Genomic DNA, 18,807 nt, shown 5'->3' with positions numbered 1-18,807 from the left:
GCGGCGCGATCAGCCCAGCGCCGGCGTATCGGAGGTGTGCTGCGCGCGCCGTGCGGCCGCGGCCTCGCGACGCCGGTCGAGCCACGCGTGGACGAAGCCGAACACGACCGGCACGAACAGCAGCGTCGACACCGTGCCGAACGCGAGCCCGCCGATCACCGCGCGGCCGAGCGGCGCGTTCTGCTCGCCGCCGTCGCCGAGGCCGAGCGCCATCGGCAGCATCCCGATCAGCATCGCGAGCGCGGTCATCAGCACCGGGCGGAAGCGGCTGAACCCGGCGTCCAGCGCGGCCTGCCACGGCGGCGCGCCGCCGGCGAGCAGTTCGCGCGCCGTGTTCACGACGAGGATGCTGTTCGCGGTCGCGATGCCGATGCACAGGATCGTGCCCGTCAGCGCCGGCACGGACAGCGTCGTGCGCGTGACGAACAGCATCCACGCGATGCCGGCGAGCGACGCGGGCAGGCCGCCGACGATCACGAGCGGGTCGAGCCACGACTGGAAATTGACGACCATCAGCAGGTAGACGAGCGCGATCGCGAGCACGAGGCCGCCGAGCAGTCCGGTGAACGACTCGTGCATCGCCTGCACCTGGCCGCGCAGCACGATCGACGAGCCCGGCGGCAGTTGCGCGCGGGCCGCGTCGACGAGTTTCGTCACGTCGGCGGTGACGCCGCCGAGGTCGCGCCCCTGCACCGACGCGAAGAGGTCGAGCACCGGCTGCACGTTGTAGTGCGACACGACCGCCTGCTGCGTCGTGCGCGAGAAGCTGCCGAGCGTGCCGAGCAGGTTCTGCGCGGGTGCGCCGGCCGCCGGGCCGCCGGCCGGCGTCTGCGGCGCGCGGGCGGTGCCGGCGGGCAGCGGCACGTTCGCGAGCGCCTGCAGCGAATTCACCGTGTACTGCGGCGTCTGCACGAGCACCGGGTAGCTGACGCCGTTGCGCGGATCGAGCCAGAAGTTCGGCGTGGTCTGCGAGCTGCCGGACAGCGCGATCAGCAGGTTCTGTGCGACGTCGCGCTGCTGCAGCCCGGCCAGGATCGCCTTCGTGCGGTCGACGTTCACGTCGATCGCCGGTTCGTCGCCGGGTTGCTGGATGCGCGCGTCGACGAGCCCGCGCACGCCGCGCAGCTTCGCGAGCAGCGCGTTCGCGACCGCGCGGTTCTGGTCGAGCTTGTTGCCGACGATCTGGATGTCGATCGGCGCGGGCAGCCCGAAATTGAGGATCTGGCTGACGATGTCGGCCGGCAGGAACGCGAACGTCACGCCGGGGAACGACTGCGCAAGCACGTTGCGCAGCTTCGCGACGTACGCGGCCGTGGATGCATGGTTCGGCTTCAGCGTGATCAGCACGTCGGCGTCCCCGGTGCCGATCGGATCGGACGAGTCGTACGTGAGGTTGATCCCGCTCACCGGCACACCGATGTTGTCGAGCACGCCTGCGAGCTGGTCCGCCGGGATCACGCCGCGGATCTTCGCTTCCACCTCGTCGGTGAGCCGTGCGGTTTCCTCGATCCGCGTGCCCGTCGGCGCGCGCAGGTGCAGGCGGATCTCGCCGGTATCGACCGATGGAAAGAAGTCCTGGCCGGCGAACGCGAACAGGCCGGTCGATGCGCCGCAGGCGAGCAGGAACGCGGCGGCGAAGCGGCGGCGCCGGGCGATCGCCGCGGCGAGCAGCGCGCGATAGCGCAGCCGGACGGCCTCGAAGCGATGTTCGAACGCGGCCTGGAAGCGCGCGAGGCGGGCGAACACGCTGCGCGGCGGCCGGCCGTGGCCCTTCGCGCGCATCAGCGCCATCGCGAGCGTCGGCACCAGCGTGCGCGAGAAGAAGTACGACGCGATCATCGCGAAGATCACCGCTTCGGCCAGCGGCACGAACAGGTAGCGTGCGACGCCGGTGAGCAGGAACATCGGCACGAACACGATGCAGATCGACAGCGTCGACACGAAGGTCGGTACCGCGATCTCGCCCGCGCCGGTCAGGATCGCGTCCTCGAGCGGCGCGCCCAGTTCAAGATGATGCGTGATGTTCTCGATCGCGACGGTTGCGTCGTCCACCAGGATCCCGACCGCGAGCGCAAGCCCGCCGAGCGTCATGATGTTGATGGTCTGGCCGAGCGCGGCCAGCGCGAGCAGCGACGTGAGCACCGCGAGCGGAATCGATACCGCGATGATCAGCGTCGCGCGCCAGCTGCCGAGGAACAGCAGGATCATCAGCGCGGTCAGGCATGCGGCGATCAGCGCTTCGCGCACGACACCCTGGACCGCCGCCTTCACGAACACCGACTGATCGTCGAGCGGCGAAATGTGCAGCGCCTTCGGCAGCCCGGCCGCGATCTTCGGCAGCATCGCCTTCACCTGGTCGATGATCGTCAGCGTCGACGCGCTGCCCGTTTTCTCGACGGTCAGCAGCGCCGCGCGTTTGCCGTCCACCCGCACGATGTTGGTCTGCGGCGCGTAGCCGTCGCGCACGTGGGCGACGTCGCGCACATAGACGACATTGCCGCCGATCGTCTTCACCGGCAGGTCGTTCAGCGCGGCCACCGTCTGCGTGCTGCCGTTCATCTGCACGTCGTACTCGTGCGTGCCGATCTTCGCGGTGCCGCCGGGCAGGATCAGGTTCTGCGCGTTGATCGCGTTCACCACGTCGATCGGCGCGAGCCCCTTCGCCTGCAGCGCACGCGTGTCGAGATCGACGACGATCTGGCGGATCTTGCCGCCGAACGGCAACGGCACGGCCGCGCCCTGGACGGTCGCGAGCTGCGTGCGGATGAAGCTGTTGCCGAGGTCGTACAGCTGCTGCTCGGCGAGCGTGTCGCTCGACAGCCCGAGCTGCAGGATCGGCACCGTCGACGCGTTGTACGTGATGATGTTCGGCGGCAGCGTGCCGGGCGGCAGGATGCGCAGGATCGACGCGGCATTGCTCGCGGCTTCCGCGATCGCGCGATTGATGTCCGCGCCGGGGTGGAAGAATATCTTCACGACCGACACGCCGTTCAGCGACTGTGATTCGATGTGCTCGATGTCGTCGACGTCCGACGTGAGCGCGCGTTCGTAGTTCGACGTGATGCGCTTGGCCATGTCTTCGGCGGAGAAGCCGTTGTATGACCACACGATGCTGACGACCGGAATGTCGATGCTCGGGAAGATGTCGGTGGGGGTGCGCAGCAGCGCGAGCGGCCCCGCGATGAAGATCAGCAGCGCGAGTACGACGAACGTGTAGGGCCTGCGTAACGCCAGCCGGACGATCCACATGATGGTGCTCCTCGAAGCGGGGAATGGACGCGCATTCGATGCGACGAGCACGCAGTCTGCCGGCGCGGCGTTGACCCGACCCTGACTCGAAGATTACGAAGCTGTTATCTGTGCGGGCGCGGCGGCATCGGCCGTGCGGCGGGCCGCGCAGCGCGATGCGGGCTGGCCGAACCCTCGCCGCCGACGGCGGTGCGCCGCTTCATCCATAATGTCCGGCGGCAAACCTTCGCTCATTCGCGTATCTCGCCGATTTCAGGAGCCAGACCGATGTCGTTGCGCACCGATGCAAACTTCTTCCGCCTTCTTGCCGACTCGTATCGCCGGCTCGTGAACCGCCCGCTCGTGCCCGACGGCATGAGCGCATCCGACGGCGCCGCGTGGCTGTATGAGACGGCGCCGTTCGGCGTGCTTGCCCACGACACGTCGGCCGATCCCGTGTTCGTGTACGGCAACAGGCGCGCGCAGGCGATTTTCGAATACGACTGGGATGAACTGACGGCGTTGCCGTCCCGTCTGTCGGCGGAGCCGATGGAGCGACACGAGCGCCAGGTGTTTCTCGACAAGGTGATGCGCGATGGCTTCGTGTCCGAATACCGCGGCGTGCGGGTGACGAAGTCCGGCAAGCGGTTCTGGATCGAGCGCGCGACCGTGTGGCAACTGATCGACGCGGATGGCATCGTGCGCGGCCAGGCCGCGATGATTCCGGAAGTACGGCCGCTCGACGCGCCCGCATGAACGCGACGATCGACCGGCATGCGCGTCGCGTTGCGGGCCCGCGCCGTGTCCGGCGAACCGGGGCGGCCCGCCCACGACGGGCGCGGGCGGCCGGATAACAAAACCGTAATCGAAGCCTCACCTTCAGGAAAGCGCACGAATCGCAGAATGGACTCAACTCTTCATCGCATCGATGCGGAGTGGATGTCCGGCCTGATCTGCGGACGCGAATACGCCAACTTGAGAGGTGAACGTCATGAACAACCTGATTCGTGCAGTCTTGATTTCCTGCGCACTGAGCGCACCGATCGTCGCATTTGCGCAAACCACCGACCATGCGCTCACACGGGCCGACGTGCGCGCCGATCTCGTCCGCGTCGAAAAGGCCGGTTATCGTTCGGTCGGCAGCGATCCGTACTATCCCGAGGACATCCAGGCCGCCGAGGCGAAGGTCGCCGCGCAGCAAGCGCAATCGGCCGCCGCACCGAGCGTCGCCGCAAAGCGCACTGATGCGCAATCGCTCGCGTCGCTCGACGAGCACCAGCTGTACGACCATCACTGAGCAGGGTTGGCGACCGCCGTCCGCGGCCGGACGGCGGTTCCTTCAACGGACGGCACGCATGCCGCCGCGAGTCAGTTGTCGCCCTTCTCGAGCACGTTCTGCGTGAGCGCGATCGACGGAATCGTCGGCTTGAGCAACGCACGGCGCGCGCGACGGCTCAGCCACTTCCAGCCGGCCACGAGCAGCAGCGCGACCAGCGGGATCGATGCGATCGTCCATGTCCCGTTCGGGTAGTCGAATGCCATCAACACCAGCACGCCGAGCAGGAACAGCAGCGTGAGCCACGACGTCACGGGCGCGCCAGGCATCCTGAACGATACGTCTTCCACGTCGCCGCGCCTGACCGCGGCGCGGAACTTCATCTGGCACACGACGATGAAGCCCCATGTGCTGATGATGCCGAGCGACGCGATGTTCAGCACGATCTCGAACACGCTCGACGGCACGAGATAGTTGAGCAGCACGCCGACCACATAGATCGCGACCGTCACCAGGATGCCCGCGTACGGGACGGATTGCCCGCTCATCCGTGCGAGGAACGCAGGGGCCGAGCCGCCCATCGACAGCGAACGCAGCACGCGCCCCGTCGAATACAGGCCGGAATTGAGGCTCGACAGCGCGGCCGTCAGCACCACCAGGTTCATCACCGAGCCGATGCCCGGCACGCCGAGCGCGCCGAAGAACGTGACGAACGGGCTCTGGCCCGCCTTGTACGCACTCCACGGCAGCAGGCAGACCAGCAGAACGACCGATGCGACGTAGAAAATCGCGATGCGCCAGATCACGTTGTTGATCGCGCGCGGCAACACCTTGCGCGCATCCTTGCATTCGCCGGCGGCCGTGCCAACCAGTTCGACGCCCGCGAACGCGAACACCACGCCCTGCACCAGCACCAGCGCCGGCATCAGTCCGTGCGGAAAGAACCCGCCGTTGTCGGTGATCAGATGCAGGCCGGTGCCATGGCCGGCCACCGGCATGCCCGTGCCGAGGATCGCCGCGCCGATCACGAGAAACAGCACGATCGCGGCGACCTTGATCAGCGCGAACCAGAACTCCATTTCCGCGAACCACTTCACGCCGATCAGGTTCATCGTCGCGACGATGCACAGCGCGACGAGCGCGAAGATCCACTGCGGCACGGCCGCGAACGGCGCCCAGTAGTGCATGTAGAGCGCGACGGCGGTGATGTCGACGATGCCGGTCATCGCCCAGTTCAGGAAGTACATCCAGCCCGCGACGAACGACGCCTTCTCGCCGAGGAATTCGCGTGCGTACGACACGAAGCTGCCGCTGCTCGGGCGATGCATCACGAGCTCGCCGAGCGCGCGCAGGATCAGGAACGAAAACGCGCCGCAGACCAGATAGACGATCGCGAGCGCCGGGCCGGCGGCCTGTAGCCGGGCGCCGGCGCCGAGGAACAGCCCGGTGCCGATGGCTCCGCCGATCGCGATCATCTGCACCTGTCGATTGCCGAGGGTCTTGTGATAGCCGGCTTCGTGCGATTCGAGCCAGCTGCGTTTGTCGGTTTCGCCGGTTGTCGACGGGTCGGGAATCGATGCCATGACGGGTTCCTCGCGCACGGATGGGATTGGATTCATCCCGATCGCGGGACGATCGGGACCACCGGTACCGGAGGAGCAGCGCGCTGAATCGGGCGCGCTCGTCCTGGTCGCGATTCGTCGGACGTGACGAAAGGCACGGTACGTCGCGAACGTATTCAGCCGTAATTCCGGTCACAAACGGAATGCAAATTTGGACTGGGCCTGTTCGAATCCATGCATAGGGTTGCGGCGCCGGGTGAACCGGATAGGTAATTTGGTGCGCCGGCGCGCGCTGCGAGGGCAACCGTTACCGACGGCGCCGGTTCATGCACCGAAATGAGGAATTCGGCTTGTCGAAAGGTTCGCCGACATTTCCGTCTCGTGCCCGTGTGGCAAGCATTTCCCGGCGATGGCCCGGTTTTTGCTGGTGTGGTGTCGGCCGCGCAACGGTTGCGCGCTGCCCGACGACATACCAGACAAGGAAGATTCACCGTGAGCCCGACGACCCGACCGTTCCCCCGACGCACCTGGCTGGCTGCGCTGCTCGCCGCCCCCGTGATCGCGCTGTTCGCCGCCGCGCCGGCCCACGCCGATGCGCTCGACACCATCGCGAAAAACGGCACGCTGCGCGTCGCGGTGCCCGAGGACTATCCGCCGTTCGGTTCGGTCGGCACGGACATGCAGCCGCAAGGCTACGACATCGACATGGCAGGACTCCTTGCCAAGTCGCTCGGCGTCAAGCTGAAGCTGGTGCCCGTGAACAGTGCGAACCGGATTCCGTACCTGACGACCAACAAGGTCGACATGGTGATCTCGTCGCTCGGCAAGACCCCGGAGCGCGAGAAGGTCATCGACTTCTCGAGCGCGTACGCGCCGTATTTCCAGGGCGTGTTCGGGCCGTCCGACGTGAAGGTGAGCGCGCCCGCCGACCTCACCGGCAAGACGGTCGGCGCGACGCGCGGCGCGCTCGAGGAGATCGCGCTGTCGCAGCTCGCGCCGAACGCGACGATCAAGCGCTTCGAGGACAACAACGCGACGATCCAGGCGTTCCTGTCGGGGCAGGTACAACTGATCGCGGCCGGCAACATCGTCGCGGCGGCGATTCTCGCGAAGAATCCGCCGCGCCGCCCCGAGGTCAAGTTCGTGATCAAGAATTCGCCGTGCTTCGTCGGCGTCAACAAGAACGAACCGCGCCTGCTCGCGAAGATCGACGATGCGATCGCGCATGCGAAGCAGGACGGCTCGCTGGGCGAGCTGTCGCGCAAGTGGCTCGGCCAGCCGTTGCCGGCCGGGCTGTGACGAATCGCCGTGTCGCGTGACACGGCGCCGCGGCCGGGACGCCCGGCGCGGCGCGTGTCGTTGTCCGAACCCGAATTTATCCCCTCCCCATGAGCTACCAGCTTCAATTCGGCGAGCTTGCCGAATACGCCGGCGTGTTCGCGAGCGGCGCGGCGATCACGCTCGCGCTGACCGCGGTCGCGACCGTGCTCGGCGTGGCCGTCGGAGTGCTCGGCGCGGCCGCGTACAGCGCCGACGCGCGCGCGGCCGTGCGGTTGCGCCCATTGATCGGCGCGTACGTCGAGGCGATTCGGAATACGCCGTTCGTCGTCCAGCTGTTCTTCATCTTCTTTGGCTTGCCGGCGCTCGGCGTGCACATCGACGAATACACGGCCGCGATCCTCGCGATGACGCTCAATCTCGGCGCGTACTCGGTCGAGATCGTGCGCGCGGGCGTGGCCGCCGTGCCGAAAGGGCATCTGGAGGCGGCGTCCGCGCTGGCGATGTCGCGCGCGCAGATGCTGCGCCATGTCGTGCTGCCGCAGGCGCTCGCCAAGGTGTTTCCCGCGCTGTCGAGCCAGATCGTGATCACGATGCTCGGTTCGGCGGTCGTGTCGCAGATCTCGGTGGCCGACCTGACCTATGCGGCCAGCTACATCCAGTCGCGCAACTTCCGCGCGTTCGAGACGTACTTCGTGATCGCGCTCGCGTATCTGGCGATGGCGCTGCTGATGCGCGCCACCCTCGGCGCGATGGGCCGCCGCCTGTTCTCCCGCCGCGTGCGAGGTGCGCGATGACCGATTTCACGTTCGGGCAGATTCTCGCGAACCTGCTGCTGGCCGCGCGCTGGACGATCGTGCTGTCGATCGTGTCGTTCGTATCCGGCGGCCTCGTCGGCCTCGGGCTGCTCGTGATGCGCGTGTCGAATTCGACGGCGCTGCGCGGCATCGCAAAGCTCTATATCGAAGTGTTCCAGGGCACGCCGTTGCTGATGCAACTGTTCATCGTGTTCTTCGGCCTGCCGCTCGTCGGGCTCGACGTTTCGCCGTGGGTCGCGGCCACGGCGGGGCTCACGTTCTTCACCAGCGCCTACCTGGCGGAGATCTGGCGCGGCTGTGTCGAGGCGGTGCCGAAAGGGCAGTGGGAGGCGTCGGCCAGCCTGGCGATGAGTTATGTCGAGCAGTTGCGTCACGTGATCCTGCCGCAGGCCGCGCGCATCGCGATCGCGCCGACGGTCGGCTTCGGCGTGCAGGCGGTGAAGGATACGGCGCTCGTGTCGATCATCGGCTTCACCGAGCTGACGAAGGTCGGTATCGCGATCTCGAACGCGACGTTCCGGCCGTTCGTCGTGTATGGCCTCGTCGCGCTGATCTATTTCGCGCTCTGCTATCCGCTTACCCGTTATGCGCGCACGTTGCAAAGGAGATGGCATGCCGCTCGTTGAAACCCGGGGTCTCGAAAAGCACTTCGGCACCCATCATGTGCTCAAGGGCATCGATCTGTCCGTCGAGCGCGGGCAGGTCGTGTCGATCATCGGCCGCAGCGGCTCGGGCAAGAGCACGCTGCTGCGCACGCTCAACGGGCTCGAGAGCATCGACGCGGGCACGATCTCGGTCGACGGCGAACGCGTCGATGCACGGCATGCGGACTTGCGTGCGCTGCGGCTGAAGGTCGGCATGGTGTTCCAGCAATACAACCTGTTTCCGCACCTGAGCGCTGGACAGAACGTGATGCTCGCGCAGTCGGTGGTGAAGAAGTCGCACCGCCAGCAGGCGCGCGCGATCGCGGAACTGATGCTCGAGCGCGTCGGCCTCGGCGACAAGTTCGACGCGTTTCCGGAACACCTGTCGGGCGGCCAGCAGCAGCGCGTCGCGATCGCGCGTGCGCTCGCGATGAAGCCGAGCGTGCTGCTGTGCGACGAAATCACGTCCGCGCTTGATCCCGAGCTCGTCGGCGAGGTGCTGGGCGTCGTCGAGCAACTCGCGCGCGAGGACATGACGCTGATCATGGTCACCCACGAGATGAACTTCGCGCGTGCGGTGAGCGACAGGATCGTGTTCATGCACCAGGGACGCGTGTGGGAGAGCGGGACGGCCGACGAGATCTTCGAGCGTCCGCAGACGGTCGAGTTGACGCGGTTTCTGGGCAGCGTGCGGAACCCGGAAACTGCCATGCGCTGACTGACACGGCCGTGCGGCCGGGCCGCGACCAGATGACAAGACCGTAATCAAAGCCTCACCTTCCGGAAAGCGCGCGAATCGCAGAATGGACTCAACTCTTCATCACATCGATGCGGAGCGGATGTCCGGCCTGATCTGCGGACGCGAACACGCCATCTTGAGAGGTGAATGTCATGAACAACCTGATTCGTGCAGTCCTGCTTTCCTGCGCACTGAGCGCACCCATCGCCGCATTTGCGCAAACCGCCGACCATGCGCTCACACGGGCCGACGTGCGTGCCGATCTCGTCCGCGTCGAACAGGCCGGTTATCGGCCGATCAGTAACGATCCGAACTATCCCGAAGACATCCAGGCAGCGGAAGCGAAGGTTGCCGCGCAGCCGTCGCAATCGGTCGCGTCACGGCCGGCCGCCGCGTTCGCGCAGGCTTCGGCGTCCGGCCCGACCCGCGCCGACGTGGTCGCCGACCTGATTCAAGCGGAGCGCGACGGCACGCTGCCGACGTCGAACTGGGACTATCCGCCGAGCGCGCAGACGATCGCGCGCAATCGCGAGCTGTATGCGGTCGCGCACGGCGAGCCGCGCGCCGCGACGGCGAGCGTGGGAACGGGCGCGGCTGTTTCAACGGCGAGCGCGCAATGAAGCCGGCTGCCGTACTGGCGCGCGTGGCGGGCCTGGCGCTCGCCGCGTTGCTCGCGGCGCATGGCGCGCCGGCCGCCGCGCGTGGCCAGCCGCAACTGCCCGACGACGATGGCGGGCGCGCCAGCGTGCTGCGCGCGCTCGATCCGTCGAGCGAGACGCTGCGCCGGCCCGCCCACACGCGGCCGGCCCATGTTCAAGCCGCGCCCATCAAGCGGGCGCCCAGTGCGATGCCCCGCGCGGCGATCACCGCGCTCGCGGCGCGCTGACGGGCGTCCCAGCTCGCCAGCGCGGCGTCGAACCCGCGGCCGTGGCCGACTTCGCGCAGCGCTTGCGCGAGGCCGACCGCGTCGTCCGCCGCTTTCGCGACACCGGCCGCCGTGTGCGGGCGAACGAGGCATGCGGCGTCCCCCAGCAGCACCGCACGCCCCACCGCCATCCGTTCGACCGCGAGATCCTGGATCGCCTGCGCGAACGGCGCGGGTGTCGCGTCGACGAGCGCGGCGAGCGTCGGCGCGAGCATCCGGCCACCGGCGTTGACGAGTGCCGCGCGGTCGTCGTCGCGCATCGCGCCGGGCGGCAGCGACCCGTCGCGCTGCGTGCCGTCGCGCGCAACGAACAGCGACCGCAGCTGGTCGGACGCGAGACGCCGGTACCAGACCCAGTTCACGCGCCGCTTGCCCGCCTCGATCGCGCCGTCCGCACCGGGCACCAGATAGGTGAGGAACAGGTGCGCGTCGCCTTGCTGAAACGTGAAGCGCTCGCGCAGCAGAGACAGCACCTGTTCGGGCAGCACCCGCTCGTCGACGAGCCCGCGCCATGCGACATAGCCCGCATACGCCGGCCGCACGTCCGGCATCAACTGTGCACGCACCGCCGAGCGGCCGCCGTCCGCACCGATCAGCAGGTCGGCCGTCTCGGCGTGGCCGCTCGCGAAATGCGCGACGATGCGCTCGCCGTCCTGCTCGAATCGCTCGAACGCGTCGCCCGCATGGACGATGCCGGCCGGCAGCGCGCGCTTCAACGCCGTGTAGATCACGTTCCACGCGGTCTGCGTTTGCGGCATCGTGAAGCGTTGCACGATGCGGTCGTGCGCATCGACGTAGATCCGGTCGATCGAATCGACGGCGGCCTCGCGCGGCAGCGGTACGGCGCCGAATGCGAACGCCCGCTCGATCGGCGGCTGCAGCACGATGCCGCCGCCGCGGCTGTCCAGGTCGTGCGGCGATTGCTCGAATACGCCTACGTCCCAGCCGGCTGCGCGCAGTGCGGTCGCGGCGAACAGCCCGCCGACCGACCCGCCGACGATGACGGCCTTGCGGCCCGATCCGTGTTCCATCCGATATCTCCCGATGATTGCCGAGCATAGGGCAAGCGCCGGGCACAGCGGTTGAATCGTTCTGAAGCGGCCTGAGTGAAAGCGCGATGCTTGCCGCGTGCGCCGCCGCTCAACCTCGGCGGCGTTTGGCGGGGGTGGCGGACGAGCCCGATGTCACGCGTTGCAGCGCGGCCGGCGTGCCGTTCAGGAACGCGTCGACCTGCCGTTCGATTTCGGCGTCGAGATCGTCGGGCACCGGCAATCCGTATACCCACTTGCGCACGCCGAGATAGAAGATGCTCGCGTGCAGGCTCCAGACCAGTTCGATTTCCGCGTTGCGCTGCGCTTCCGACGCCGGCGCCGTGAGGTCGTATGCGTGGCGCAGTTCGCGCAGCACCGGCAGGAACACGCGCTCGCGCAGCCGTGACAGGTAGCGCGTATTGAAACCCTCGCGGCTCAGGCCCGCGAAGATGAACGTGCGGATCCATTCGCGCCGCAGGATCGTCTGCGCATACGACCGGTAGAACGCGACGAGCCGCTGCTGCAGCGGCACCGAGCGGTCGGCGATCAGTTTTTCCCAGTCGGGATTCCACGTGTAGACCTCGTCGTACACGCGGTCGATCAGCGCCTCCTTGCTCGGAAAATACCGGTAGAGCAGCGGTTGCGTCACACCGATTTGCCGTGCGAGCTCGCGCGTGCTGCCGGAAAATCCGTGGGTCGCGAAGTGCTCGACCGCCTTTTCGACGATCTGCCGTTCGCGCGCTTCCGGCGTGAGGCGACGTCCCGATGGGCTGGCGGTGGCGTCGACGGTCGTCCCGCGCGGGCGGGGCGCAGCATTGCGCTTGGCTTCGGTCATGCGTCGGCTCCTGAATGCGGCCATTCTGCCCGTGTCGATCGAAAGATGGCAACGCACGCCCCGGCGCGGCCGGCGACGCAGGCGGGCGCGGTGCCGAGCCGTGTGCCGTTCGGCGTTTTCAGGAAAATTCAGGTCGCCGCCATGACTTTCAGGCCGGCATTCCCTAGTCTTGCTCCAGAACCGCCGCACGGGCCGGGCGCCATCCTGTCGGCCGCGGCCCGCGGCGCAACCGGAACGGACCATGCCTTATCTGATCTCGCCGGGAGCCGCCGTCGCAGTCGGCTTCCTGTACCACCGCGTGCGCGTGCAATCGCCCGCGGCGCCGCTGATCGCGCTAGCGCGCCTGATCGGCCTCGTCGTCCGCGAGCACGCGATCCCGCTCGTGCACGCGCAATTGCGCGCGCTCGCCGCGCAGGTCCGCGATGCGGGCACCGCCGACACAACCACGGAAGCCACGACATGCAGCCCGCGCAAGTAACGCCAGCGGCCGCGGCGGCCCCCGATCACCTGCGCGGCGAGGATGTGTTTCTCGCATCGATCGCCGGCTACGTCGACACGCTCGGCTTCGTCGCGCTGTTCGGGCTCTTTACCGCGCACGTCACCGGCAACTTCATCCTGATCGGCTCGGGCCTCGCCGGTGTCGGCCAGGGCCTCATGATCAAGTGGCTCGCGTTTCCGGCATTCATCGCGGGCATCGTGGCCGCCCGCCTGCTCGATCACCGGATGCGCGTGCGCGGGCATGGCCCGCGGGCGTGCTCGCTGTACGCGCTGCAGACGATCCTGCTGGCCGGATTCATGCTCGCGGGCGTCGCGGCGTCGCCGATCGGCAGCGCCGATGCGCCCGCGACGATCGTCTGCGGGCTGCTCGGCGCGGCGGCAATGGGCGTGCAGAACGCGCACGGCCGGCTGACCGCACGCACCGTCGTCGCGAACACCGTGATGACCGGCAACGTTACGCAGGCGGTCATCGATGCATTCGACTGGCTCGTGCCGATCGCTGCGGCCGCCGAACGGGAGGCCGCGCGCGCGCGGCTGCGACGCACGCTGCCGCCGGTTGTCGGTTTCGCGATCGGCGCGGGCGCCGGCGCGACCGCCTACCTGTACGCCGGGTTCTGGGCACTGGCGCTGCCGCTCGCGGCGCTCGCCTTCCTCACCTGGCGCTCCGGCCGGACCGGCGAGCCGTCCGCATCGCGCTGAACGCCGATTCCGCACGTGACGTTAGCTACGTGCGTGACCGGGGCGGCGGCGAAGCCGCCCCGCGTTTCTTCATGCCTTCAACGCTGATTTCGAGAACCGCTTGATGCAGGTCGGTAAGCGCGAGACCGCTCGATCGTTCGCAGAAAGCGCAGCGTCACGCGCGCGCGGTGAACCGGTCGACGAGGTCGTGGTGACCGAGCTGTTCGACCCACCAGCGTAGCGCGCGCCCGGCTTCGTCGGCACGCCACGCGATATAGCAATGGGTCGTGTCGCGCATGCCGGTGACTTCCCGCGCGACAAGCCTGCCTTGCGCGATCGCGGGCGCCGCGATGCAGTCCGGGAGCGTACCCACCGCGAGTCCTTCGCATTGCGCGGCCAGTTTCGCAGCGAGCGTCGGCACCGCGAGATACGGTTGGCCAGCGTCAACCGCGACCGACTGCGGCTGAAGTTCGCGGGACGTGTCGGAGATCACCGCGCCGCGATACTCGACGATCGATGTCATCGACAGCGGTTCAGGCAGCGCCGCGAGCGGATGGGTCGGGGCGACCGCGAACACGTGCCGGAGCGTGCCAATTGGCTGCGCCACGATGTCCGGCAGTTCGGGCGGCTCGCCCGCCGCGCCGACGATTAGATCCGCCCGCCGCGAGATCAGCGCATCCCAGGTGCCGCCGAGCACTTCGGTGGAGAGTCGCAGTCGCGTGTCCATTTCAAGTGCGTAGAAAGCATGGACGTATGCCCACATCAAGTCGAAGGGCAGTATCTCGGCGATACAGACGCGGACCTCGGTTTCCCAACCTTGCTGCGCGCGCTGCGCCTTCCGTTCAAGCTGTTCGGCGGCATGAAGAAGACGGCGACCTTCCTCGACGACGACGCGGCCCGCGCGCGTGAGCTTCGCGCGACGGCCGCTGCGATCGAACAACGCGACGCCGAGGTCGCTCTCGAGCTTCTGTACGACGTATGTCAGTGCAGACGGCACGCGGTGCACCAGCTCTGCCGCGTCGGCAAACGTACCGGTGCGGTCGATCGCGTCCAGGGCCTCGAGTGCTTCGAAAGACAGCTTCATGGCGAATTTCGCTACGGCAAGGGCATCAGGCGGTGTCGGACCGTCGAGCGACGCTGAATCCAATCCCGTTCACAACGGTTCGTCGTCCGACGTACAAGGCACGCACGCATGCGTGCCGATGGTCAGGTCGCCGCCGCATGCGCTCGACGTCTGCCTGTCACGTCGGCGTCGATTCGCGGCGCTTCGCGGCAGCGTCGGCGTGTGCGCCGGGCAGCGCGCCGAACATGTGCTGACTGCACTTCGCTTCGCGCCATGCGGTTCCCAGTCGGATGCCGTCGAACAGCCGTCGCACCACGGGAAGAATCTGTTCACCGGCCAGAATGCCAAGCAGGCCGACCAGGGCGATGGCGGGCGGCGCCGGCGATTGCACGCCGATCAGCGCGTAAACGACGCCGGCGAGGATGCCGGCGAAAAGCGAAGCAATGTACGGTTTCATAGGTCTGGAATGGAATGACGGCCGTTGAAAATACGGATAAATACCGGGCTGGCGTCGATCCGAAAGTCTTGGGCCAGCCTATCAGGTCTGCGCGTTCGTCGTTAGCGCATTCAACGAAATTCAGATCTTTTCAGCTTGAATTTCAAGAGAGGTGAGAATCAGAACAATTAATTGGTGTGGTCGCCCATTCGCGTATTGAATGATGCAGGCCGGTTGCCGACGCTTCCGACAAGCGCATTGGACGCATCGCGGATTCGTCGGCCGGGCGAGTCTCATTTTTCTCCGCGTCAAAGGACATCACACCATGAGCAATCCGAAGCTTGAAGTACTTACCCCGCACAACAGCCAGCTGATCTTCATCGACCAGCAGCCGCAGATGGCCTTCGGCGTGCAGTCGATCGATCGCCAAGCGCTGAAGAACAACGTCGTCGGGCTCGCGAAGGCCGCGAAGGTCTTCAACATCCCGACTACGATCACGACGGTCGAAAGCGAGAGCTTCTCGGGCCACACCTATCCCGAGCTGCTCGACGTGTTCCCGAACCAGAAGACGCTCGAACGCACGTCGATGAACTCGTGGGACGACCAGAAGGTGCGCGACGCGCTGGCCGCGAACGGCCGCAAGAAGGTCGTCGTGTCGGGCCTGTGGACCGAAGTCTGCAATACGACGTTCGCGCTGTGCGCGATGCTGGAAGGCGACTACGAAATCTACATGGTCGCCGACGCATCGGGCGGCACGACGCAGGCTGCGCACGACTTCGCGATGCAGCGCATGGTGCAGGCTGGCGTGGTGCCGGTCACGTGGCAGCAGGTCCTGCTCGAATGGCAGCGCGACTGGGCGCACCGCGAGACGTACGACGCGGTGATGGCGATCGCGAAGGAGCATTCGGGCGCCTACGGGATGGGCGTGGACTACGCGTACACGATGCTCCACAAGGCGCCGCAGCGCACCGCGACGCCGCACGAGTCGATTGCGCCCGTTCCGGCGAAGTAAGCGCAGACGGCCGGCAACCGCTGATGCCGGTGCGGCGGGTTCGATGCGAACGCGTCGCATTGGCGCCATTGCCGCGGGCGGCGGACGTGACCGAAACACGCATGCCGCCCGCGGCATGCGGGTCGGAACGCTGCCGCTGCATTTGAAATTGTCCGGGAGATTTATTGCATGGAACCTTATCTGGTTTCCCTTGGTGCGGGCGTGCTGATCGGTGTGATTTACAGCGCCATCAAGGTTCGCTCTCCCGCACCGCCGTTGATTGCACTGGTCGGATTGCTCGGCATGCTGATCGGCGTGCAAGCCTTACCTACCGTCAAACAACTCTTTGGCTTCTGATCAACAAGAGGTGATGCATATGACCGCAACCGTGACCCAACCGGATCTGATCCTGCATAACGGACGATTCACGACGCTCGACCGCGCGAACCCCGTCGCGACAGCGGTCGCGATTGCCGCCGGACGCTTCGTCGCCGTCGGCAGCGAAGCGGACGTGATGCCGCTCGCGGGCCGCGCGACGAAGGTGGTCGATCTCGGCGGCCGCGGCGTGCTGCCGGGCCTGATCGACAACCACTGCCACGTGATTCGTGGCGGCCTGAACTACAACATGGAATTGCGCTGGGACGGCGTGCCGTCGCTCGCGGTCGCGATGGAGATGCTCAAGCAGCAGGTCGCGATCACGCCGGCGCCACAGTGGGTGCGCGTGGTCGGCGGCTTCACCGAACACCAGTTCGTCGAGAAACGGCTGCCGACGATCGACGAACTCAACGCGGTCGCGCCGGACACGCCGGTGTTCATCCTGCATCTGTACGATCGCGCGCTGCTGAATGCAGCAGCGCTGCGTGTCGTCGGCTATACGAAGGACACGCCGGAGCCGCCGGGCGGCACCATCCTTCGCGATGCCGCAGGCAACCCGACGGGCCTGCTGCTCGCGAACCCGAATGCGACGATCCTCTACGCGACGCTCGCGAAGGGGCCGAAGCTGCCGTTCGAGTATCAGTACAACTCGACGCGCCATTTCATGCGCGAGCTGAACCGGCTGGGCGTGACGGGCGTGATCGACGCGGGCGGCGGTTCGCAGAATTATCCGGACGATTACGAAGTGATCCGCAAGCTGCACGACGCGGGCGAGATGACGATCCGGATCGCGTACAACCTGTTCACGCAGAAGCCGAACGCGGAGAAGGAAGACTTCGTGAACTGGACGAAGAGCGTCAAGTACCACGATGGAACCGACTACTTCCGCAACAACGGCGCCGGCGAGATGCTGGCGTTTTCCGCGGCCGACTTCGAGGACTTCCGCGTCGCGCGTCCGGACCTGCCCGCGCAGATGGAGGACGATCTCGAAGGCGTCGTGCGCGTGCTCGCGGAAAACCGTTGGCCGTGGCGCATGCACGCGACCTATGACGAAACCATCAGCCGCGCGCTGGACGTGTTCGAGAAGGTCAACGAAGACATCCCGCTCGCAGGGCTGAACTGGTTCTTCGATCACGCGGAAACGATCACCGAGAAATCGATGGACCGGATCGCCGCGCTCGGCGGCGGTATCGCGGTGCAGCACCGGATGGCGTACCAGGGCGAATACTTCGTCGAGCGTTACGGTGCGCAAGCCGCCGAGGCGACGCCGCCTGTCGCGAAGATGCTCGCCAAGGGGCTCAAGGTGTCGGCCGGCACCGACGCGACGCGCGTCGCGTCGTACAACCCGTGGGTGTCGCTCGCGTGGCTCGTGGCCGGCAAGACGGTCGGCGGCATGCGCCTGTATCCGCAGCGCAACCTGCTCGATCGCGAAACCGCGCTGCGGATGTGGACCGAGTACGTGACGTGGTTCTCGAACGAGGAAGGCAAGAAAGGACGCATCGCGGTGGGGCAGCTTGCCGACCTGGTGGTCCCGGATCGCGATTTCTTCGCGTGCGCGGAGGACGATATCGCCGGCACGACCGCGTTGCTGACGGTGGTCGACGGGAAGATCGTGTGGGGCGCGGGGCCGTTCACGTCGCACGACGCGCCGATCCCGCCGGCGATGCCGGACTGGTCGCCCGTGCGAGAGTTCGGCGGCTATGGCGGCTGGGGCGCGACGCAGCGCAGCGGCGCGCCGTTGCAACGCGCGGCGGCCGCTGCGATGTGCGCCTGCGCGAATGAATGCAACGTTCACCAGCATGCGCACGCGAGCGCATGGGGAAGCACGTTGCCGACGTCCGACGCGAAGGGCTTCTGGGGCGCGTTCGGGTGCTCGTGCTGGGCGGTCTGAGATGGCGATGCATACGACTTACGACTCCCCGGCGTGGGTCCGTGCGCTGCTGTCGCAGCCATGGGTGCTGCCGGTCGCGCGTCTGATCCTGGTGTCCGCGTATCTGATCGCGGGCGTGTACAAGCTGCTGGATTTCAATGCGGCCGCCGCGGAGCAGGCGCACTTCGGCCTGCACCCCGGGTCGGTATGGGCGGCGATGGCGATCGTGGTCGAGATCGGCGGGCCACTGTGCGTGCTGTCGCGGCGTTTCACGTGGCTCGGCGCAGGCGGCCTCGGTGTGCTGACACTCGTCGCGATGCTGGTGGCCGCCGACTTCTGGAACATGACGGGCGCTGCGCGCTTCATGGCGCTTAACGCGTTTTTCGAACATCTGGGGCTGATCGGTGGGCTTGTCCTCGTCACCGTGCTCAACGATAGGCGAGACCAGGCTCGCAGCGTTCCCGCAATTGGGTGACGTTGCGACGACCGCGCTGAAACGATGCGTCTGCTCCGTCTCTCGCCGAGCGGGAAGCCGCGCGCGCCCGGTTGCGGCGCACGCT

The 18,807-nt window shown here is 67.1% G+C and carries 20 protein-coding genes; 14 read left to right on the top strand and 6 right to left on the bottom strand.

Features of this window, described 5'->3' with window-relative positions; genetic code table 11:
- Positions 1 to 9 precede the first annotated feature (9 nt).
- Positions 10 to 3,249: an efflux RND transporter permease subunit gene (locus CFB82_RS37135; protein ID WP_089487299.1), complete on the bottom strand. Its 3,240-nt coding sequence runs from the start codon at positions 3,247 to 3,249 to the stop codon at positions 10 to 12.
- 267 nt (positions 3,250 to 3,516) lie between these two features.
- Between CFB82_RS37135 and CFB82_RS37130 the strand changes: the two genes are divergently transcribed.
- Together CFB82_RS37130 and CFB82_RS37125 are read left to right on the top strand one after the other, a co-directional pair.
- Complete coding sequence (locus CFB82_RS37130; protein ID WP_089487298.1) at positions 3,517 to 3,984, top strand: MEKHLA domain-containing protein; 468 nt, start codon at positions 3,517 to 3,519, stop codon at positions 3,982 to 3,984.
- 235 nt (positions 3,985 to 4,219) lie between these two features.
- On the top strand, positions 4,220 to 4,525 hold the full coding sequence (locus tag CFB82_RS37125) for a DUF4148 domain-containing protein (RefSeq protein WP_089487297.1): 306 nt from the start codon (positions 4,220 to 4,222) through the stop codon (positions 4,523 to 4,525).
- A gap of 71 nt (positions 4,526 to 4,596) precedes the next feature.
- On the opposite strand, the gene ansP is transcribed toward CFB82_RS37125, so the two are convergent.
- Entirely contained in the window at positions 4,597 to 6,087 is a 1,491-nt protein-coding gene (gene ansP / locus CFB82_RS37120) for an L-asparagine permease (protein ID WP_046546695.1), read from the bottom strand.
- Positions 6,088 to 6,558: 471 nt separating this feature from the next.
- Between ansP and CFB82_RS37115 the strand changes: the two genes are divergently transcribed.
- From CFB82_RS37115 to CFB82_RS37090, 6 genes are all read left to right on the top strand, one after another.
- Positions 6,559 to 7,365: a transporter substrate-binding domain-containing protein gene (locus CFB82_RS37115; protein WP_069250220.1), complete on the top strand. Its 807-nt coding sequence runs from the start codon at positions 6,559 to 6,561 to the stop codon at positions 7,363 to 7,365.
- 89 nt (positions 7,366 to 7,454) lie between these two features.
- The gene (locus CFB82_RS37110; protein ID WP_069250221.1) at positions 7,455 to 8,141 is read left to right on the top strand and encodes an amino acid ABC transporter permease; all 687 of its coding nucleotides are present in this window, start codon (positions 7,455 to 7,457) and stop codon (positions 8,139 to 8,141) included.
- Positions 8,138 to 8,788: an amino acid ABC transporter permease gene (locus CFB82_RS37105; protein ID WP_039362645.1), complete on the top strand. Its 651-nt coding sequence runs from the start codon at positions 8,138 to 8,140 to the stop codon at positions 8,786 to 8,788. The genes CFB82_RS37110 and CFB82_RS37105 overlap by 4 nt, the downstream gene beginning before the upstream one ends.
- Complete coding sequence (locus CFB82_RS37100) at positions 8,775 to 9,524, top strand: amino acid ABC transporter ATP-binding protein (RefSeq protein ID WP_069250223.1); 750 nt, start codon at positions 8,775 to 8,777, stop codon at positions 9,522 to 9,524. The genes CFB82_RS37105 and CFB82_RS37100 overlap by 14 nt, the downstream gene beginning before the upstream one ends.
- A 173-nt stretch (positions 9,525 to 9,697) precedes the next feature.
- Positions 9,698 to 10,165, top strand: coding sequence for a DUF4148 domain-containing protein (locus CFB82_RS37095; protein WP_089487296.1), 468 nt, complete (start codon positions 9,698 to 9,700; stop codon positions 10,163 to 10,165).
- Positions 10,162 to 10,431, top strand: a complete 270-nt coding sequence (locus tag CFB82_RS37090) for a hypothetical protein (protein ID WP_089487295.1) — start codon at positions 10,162 to 10,164, stop codon at positions 10,429 to 10,431. Before CFB82_RS37095 ends, CFB82_RS37090 begins: the two co-directional genes overlap by 4 nt.
- On the opposite strand, the gene CFB82_RS37085 is transcribed toward CFB82_RS37090, so the two are convergent.
- Both CFB82_RS37085 and CFB82_RS37080 read right to left on the bottom strand, forming a co-directional pair.
- Positions 10,359 to 11,501, bottom strand: a complete 1,143-nt coding sequence (locus tag CFB82_RS37085; protein ID WP_089487294.1) for an FAD binding domain-containing protein — start codon at positions 11,499 to 11,501, stop codon at positions 10,359 to 10,361. The genes CFB82_RS37090 and CFB82_RS37085 overlap by 73 nt on opposite strands.
- A gap of 109 nt (positions 11,502 to 11,610) precedes the next feature.
- Positions 11,611 to 12,336: a TetR/AcrR family transcriptional regulator gene (locus CFB82_RS37080; protein WP_089487293.1), complete on the bottom strand. Its 726-nt coding sequence runs from the start codon at positions 12,334 to 12,336 to the stop codon at positions 11,611 to 11,613.
- Positions 12,337 to 12,577: 241 nt separating this feature from the next.
- On the opposite strand from CFB82_RS37080, the gene CFB82_RS37075 reads away from it, so the two are divergent.
- Entirely contained in the window at positions 12,578 to 12,814 is a 237-nt protein-coding gene (locus tag CFB82_RS37075) for a DUF1427 family protein (protein WP_089449336.1), read from the top strand.
- Positions 12,796 to 13,533 (top strand): YoaK family protein, encoded by a 738-nt coding sequence (locus tag CFB82_RS37070; protein ID WP_089449337.1) that lies wholly within the window; start codon positions 12,796 to 12,798, stop codon positions 13,531 to 13,533. Before CFB82_RS37075 ends, CFB82_RS37070 begins: the two co-directional genes overlap by 19 nt.
- A 154-nt stretch (positions 13,534 to 13,687) precedes the next feature.
- Here CFB82_RS37070 and CFB82_RS37065 read toward each other — a convergent pair whose 3' ends face one another.
- Together CFB82_RS37065 and CFB82_RS37060 are read right to left on the bottom strand one after the other, a co-directional pair.
- On the bottom strand, positions 13,688 to 14,596 hold the full coding sequence (locus CFB82_RS37065) for a LysR family transcriptional regulator (protein ID WP_089487292.1): 909 nt from the start codon (positions 14,594 to 14,596) through the stop codon (positions 13,688 to 13,690).
- 157 nt (positions 14,597 to 14,753) lie between these two features.
- Positions 14,754 to 15,032: a XapX domain-containing protein gene (locus CFB82_RS37060; protein WP_089449339.1), complete on the bottom strand. Its 279-nt coding sequence runs from the start codon at positions 15,030 to 15,032 to the stop codon at positions 14,754 to 14,756.
- Positions 15,033 to 15,336: 304 nt separating this feature from the next.
- Here CFB82_RS37060 and CFB82_RS37055 point away from each other — a divergent pair, with 304 nt between their 5' ends.
- The 4 genes from CFB82_RS37055 to CFB82_RS37040 all read left to right on the top strand — a co-directional run bounded on the left by CFB82_RS37055 (position 15,337) and on the right by CFB82_RS37040 (position 18,722).
- Complete coding sequence (locus tag CFB82_RS37055; protein WP_089449340.1) at positions 15,337 to 16,023, top strand: hydrolase; 687 nt, start codon at positions 15,337 to 15,339, stop codon at positions 16,021 to 16,023.
- 168 nt (positions 16,024 to 16,191) lie between these two features.
- The gene (locus CFB82_RS37050) at positions 16,192 to 16,359 is read left to right on the top strand and encodes a DUF1427 family protein (RefSeq protein ID WP_034185508.1); all 168 of its coding nucleotides are present in this window, start codon (positions 16,192 to 16,194) and stop codon (positions 16,357 to 16,359) included.
- 19 nt (positions 16,360 to 16,378) lie between these two features.
- Positions 16,379 to 18,268, top strand: a complete 1,890-nt coding sequence (locus CFB82_RS37045; RefSeq protein WP_089449561.1) for an amidohydrolase — start codon at positions 16,379 to 16,381, stop codon at positions 18,266 to 18,268.
- A 1-nt stretch (position 18,269) separates the two neighbouring features.
- Entirely contained in the window at positions 18,270 to 18,722 is a 453-nt protein-coding gene (locus tag CFB82_RS37040; protein ID WP_089449341.1) for a DoxX family protein, read from the top strand.
- The last annotated feature ends 85 nt before the right edge of the window (positions 18,723 to 18,807 follow it).

This window comes from Burkholderia sp. HI2714, from assembly GCF_002223085.1.
GTDB lineage: Bacteria > Pseudomonadota > Gammaproteobacteria > Burkholderiales > Burkholderiaceae > Burkholderia > Burkholderia lata_D.
Note: the sequence above shows the minus strand (reverse complement) of the source record. Positions and strands in the feature narration are given on the sequence as shown.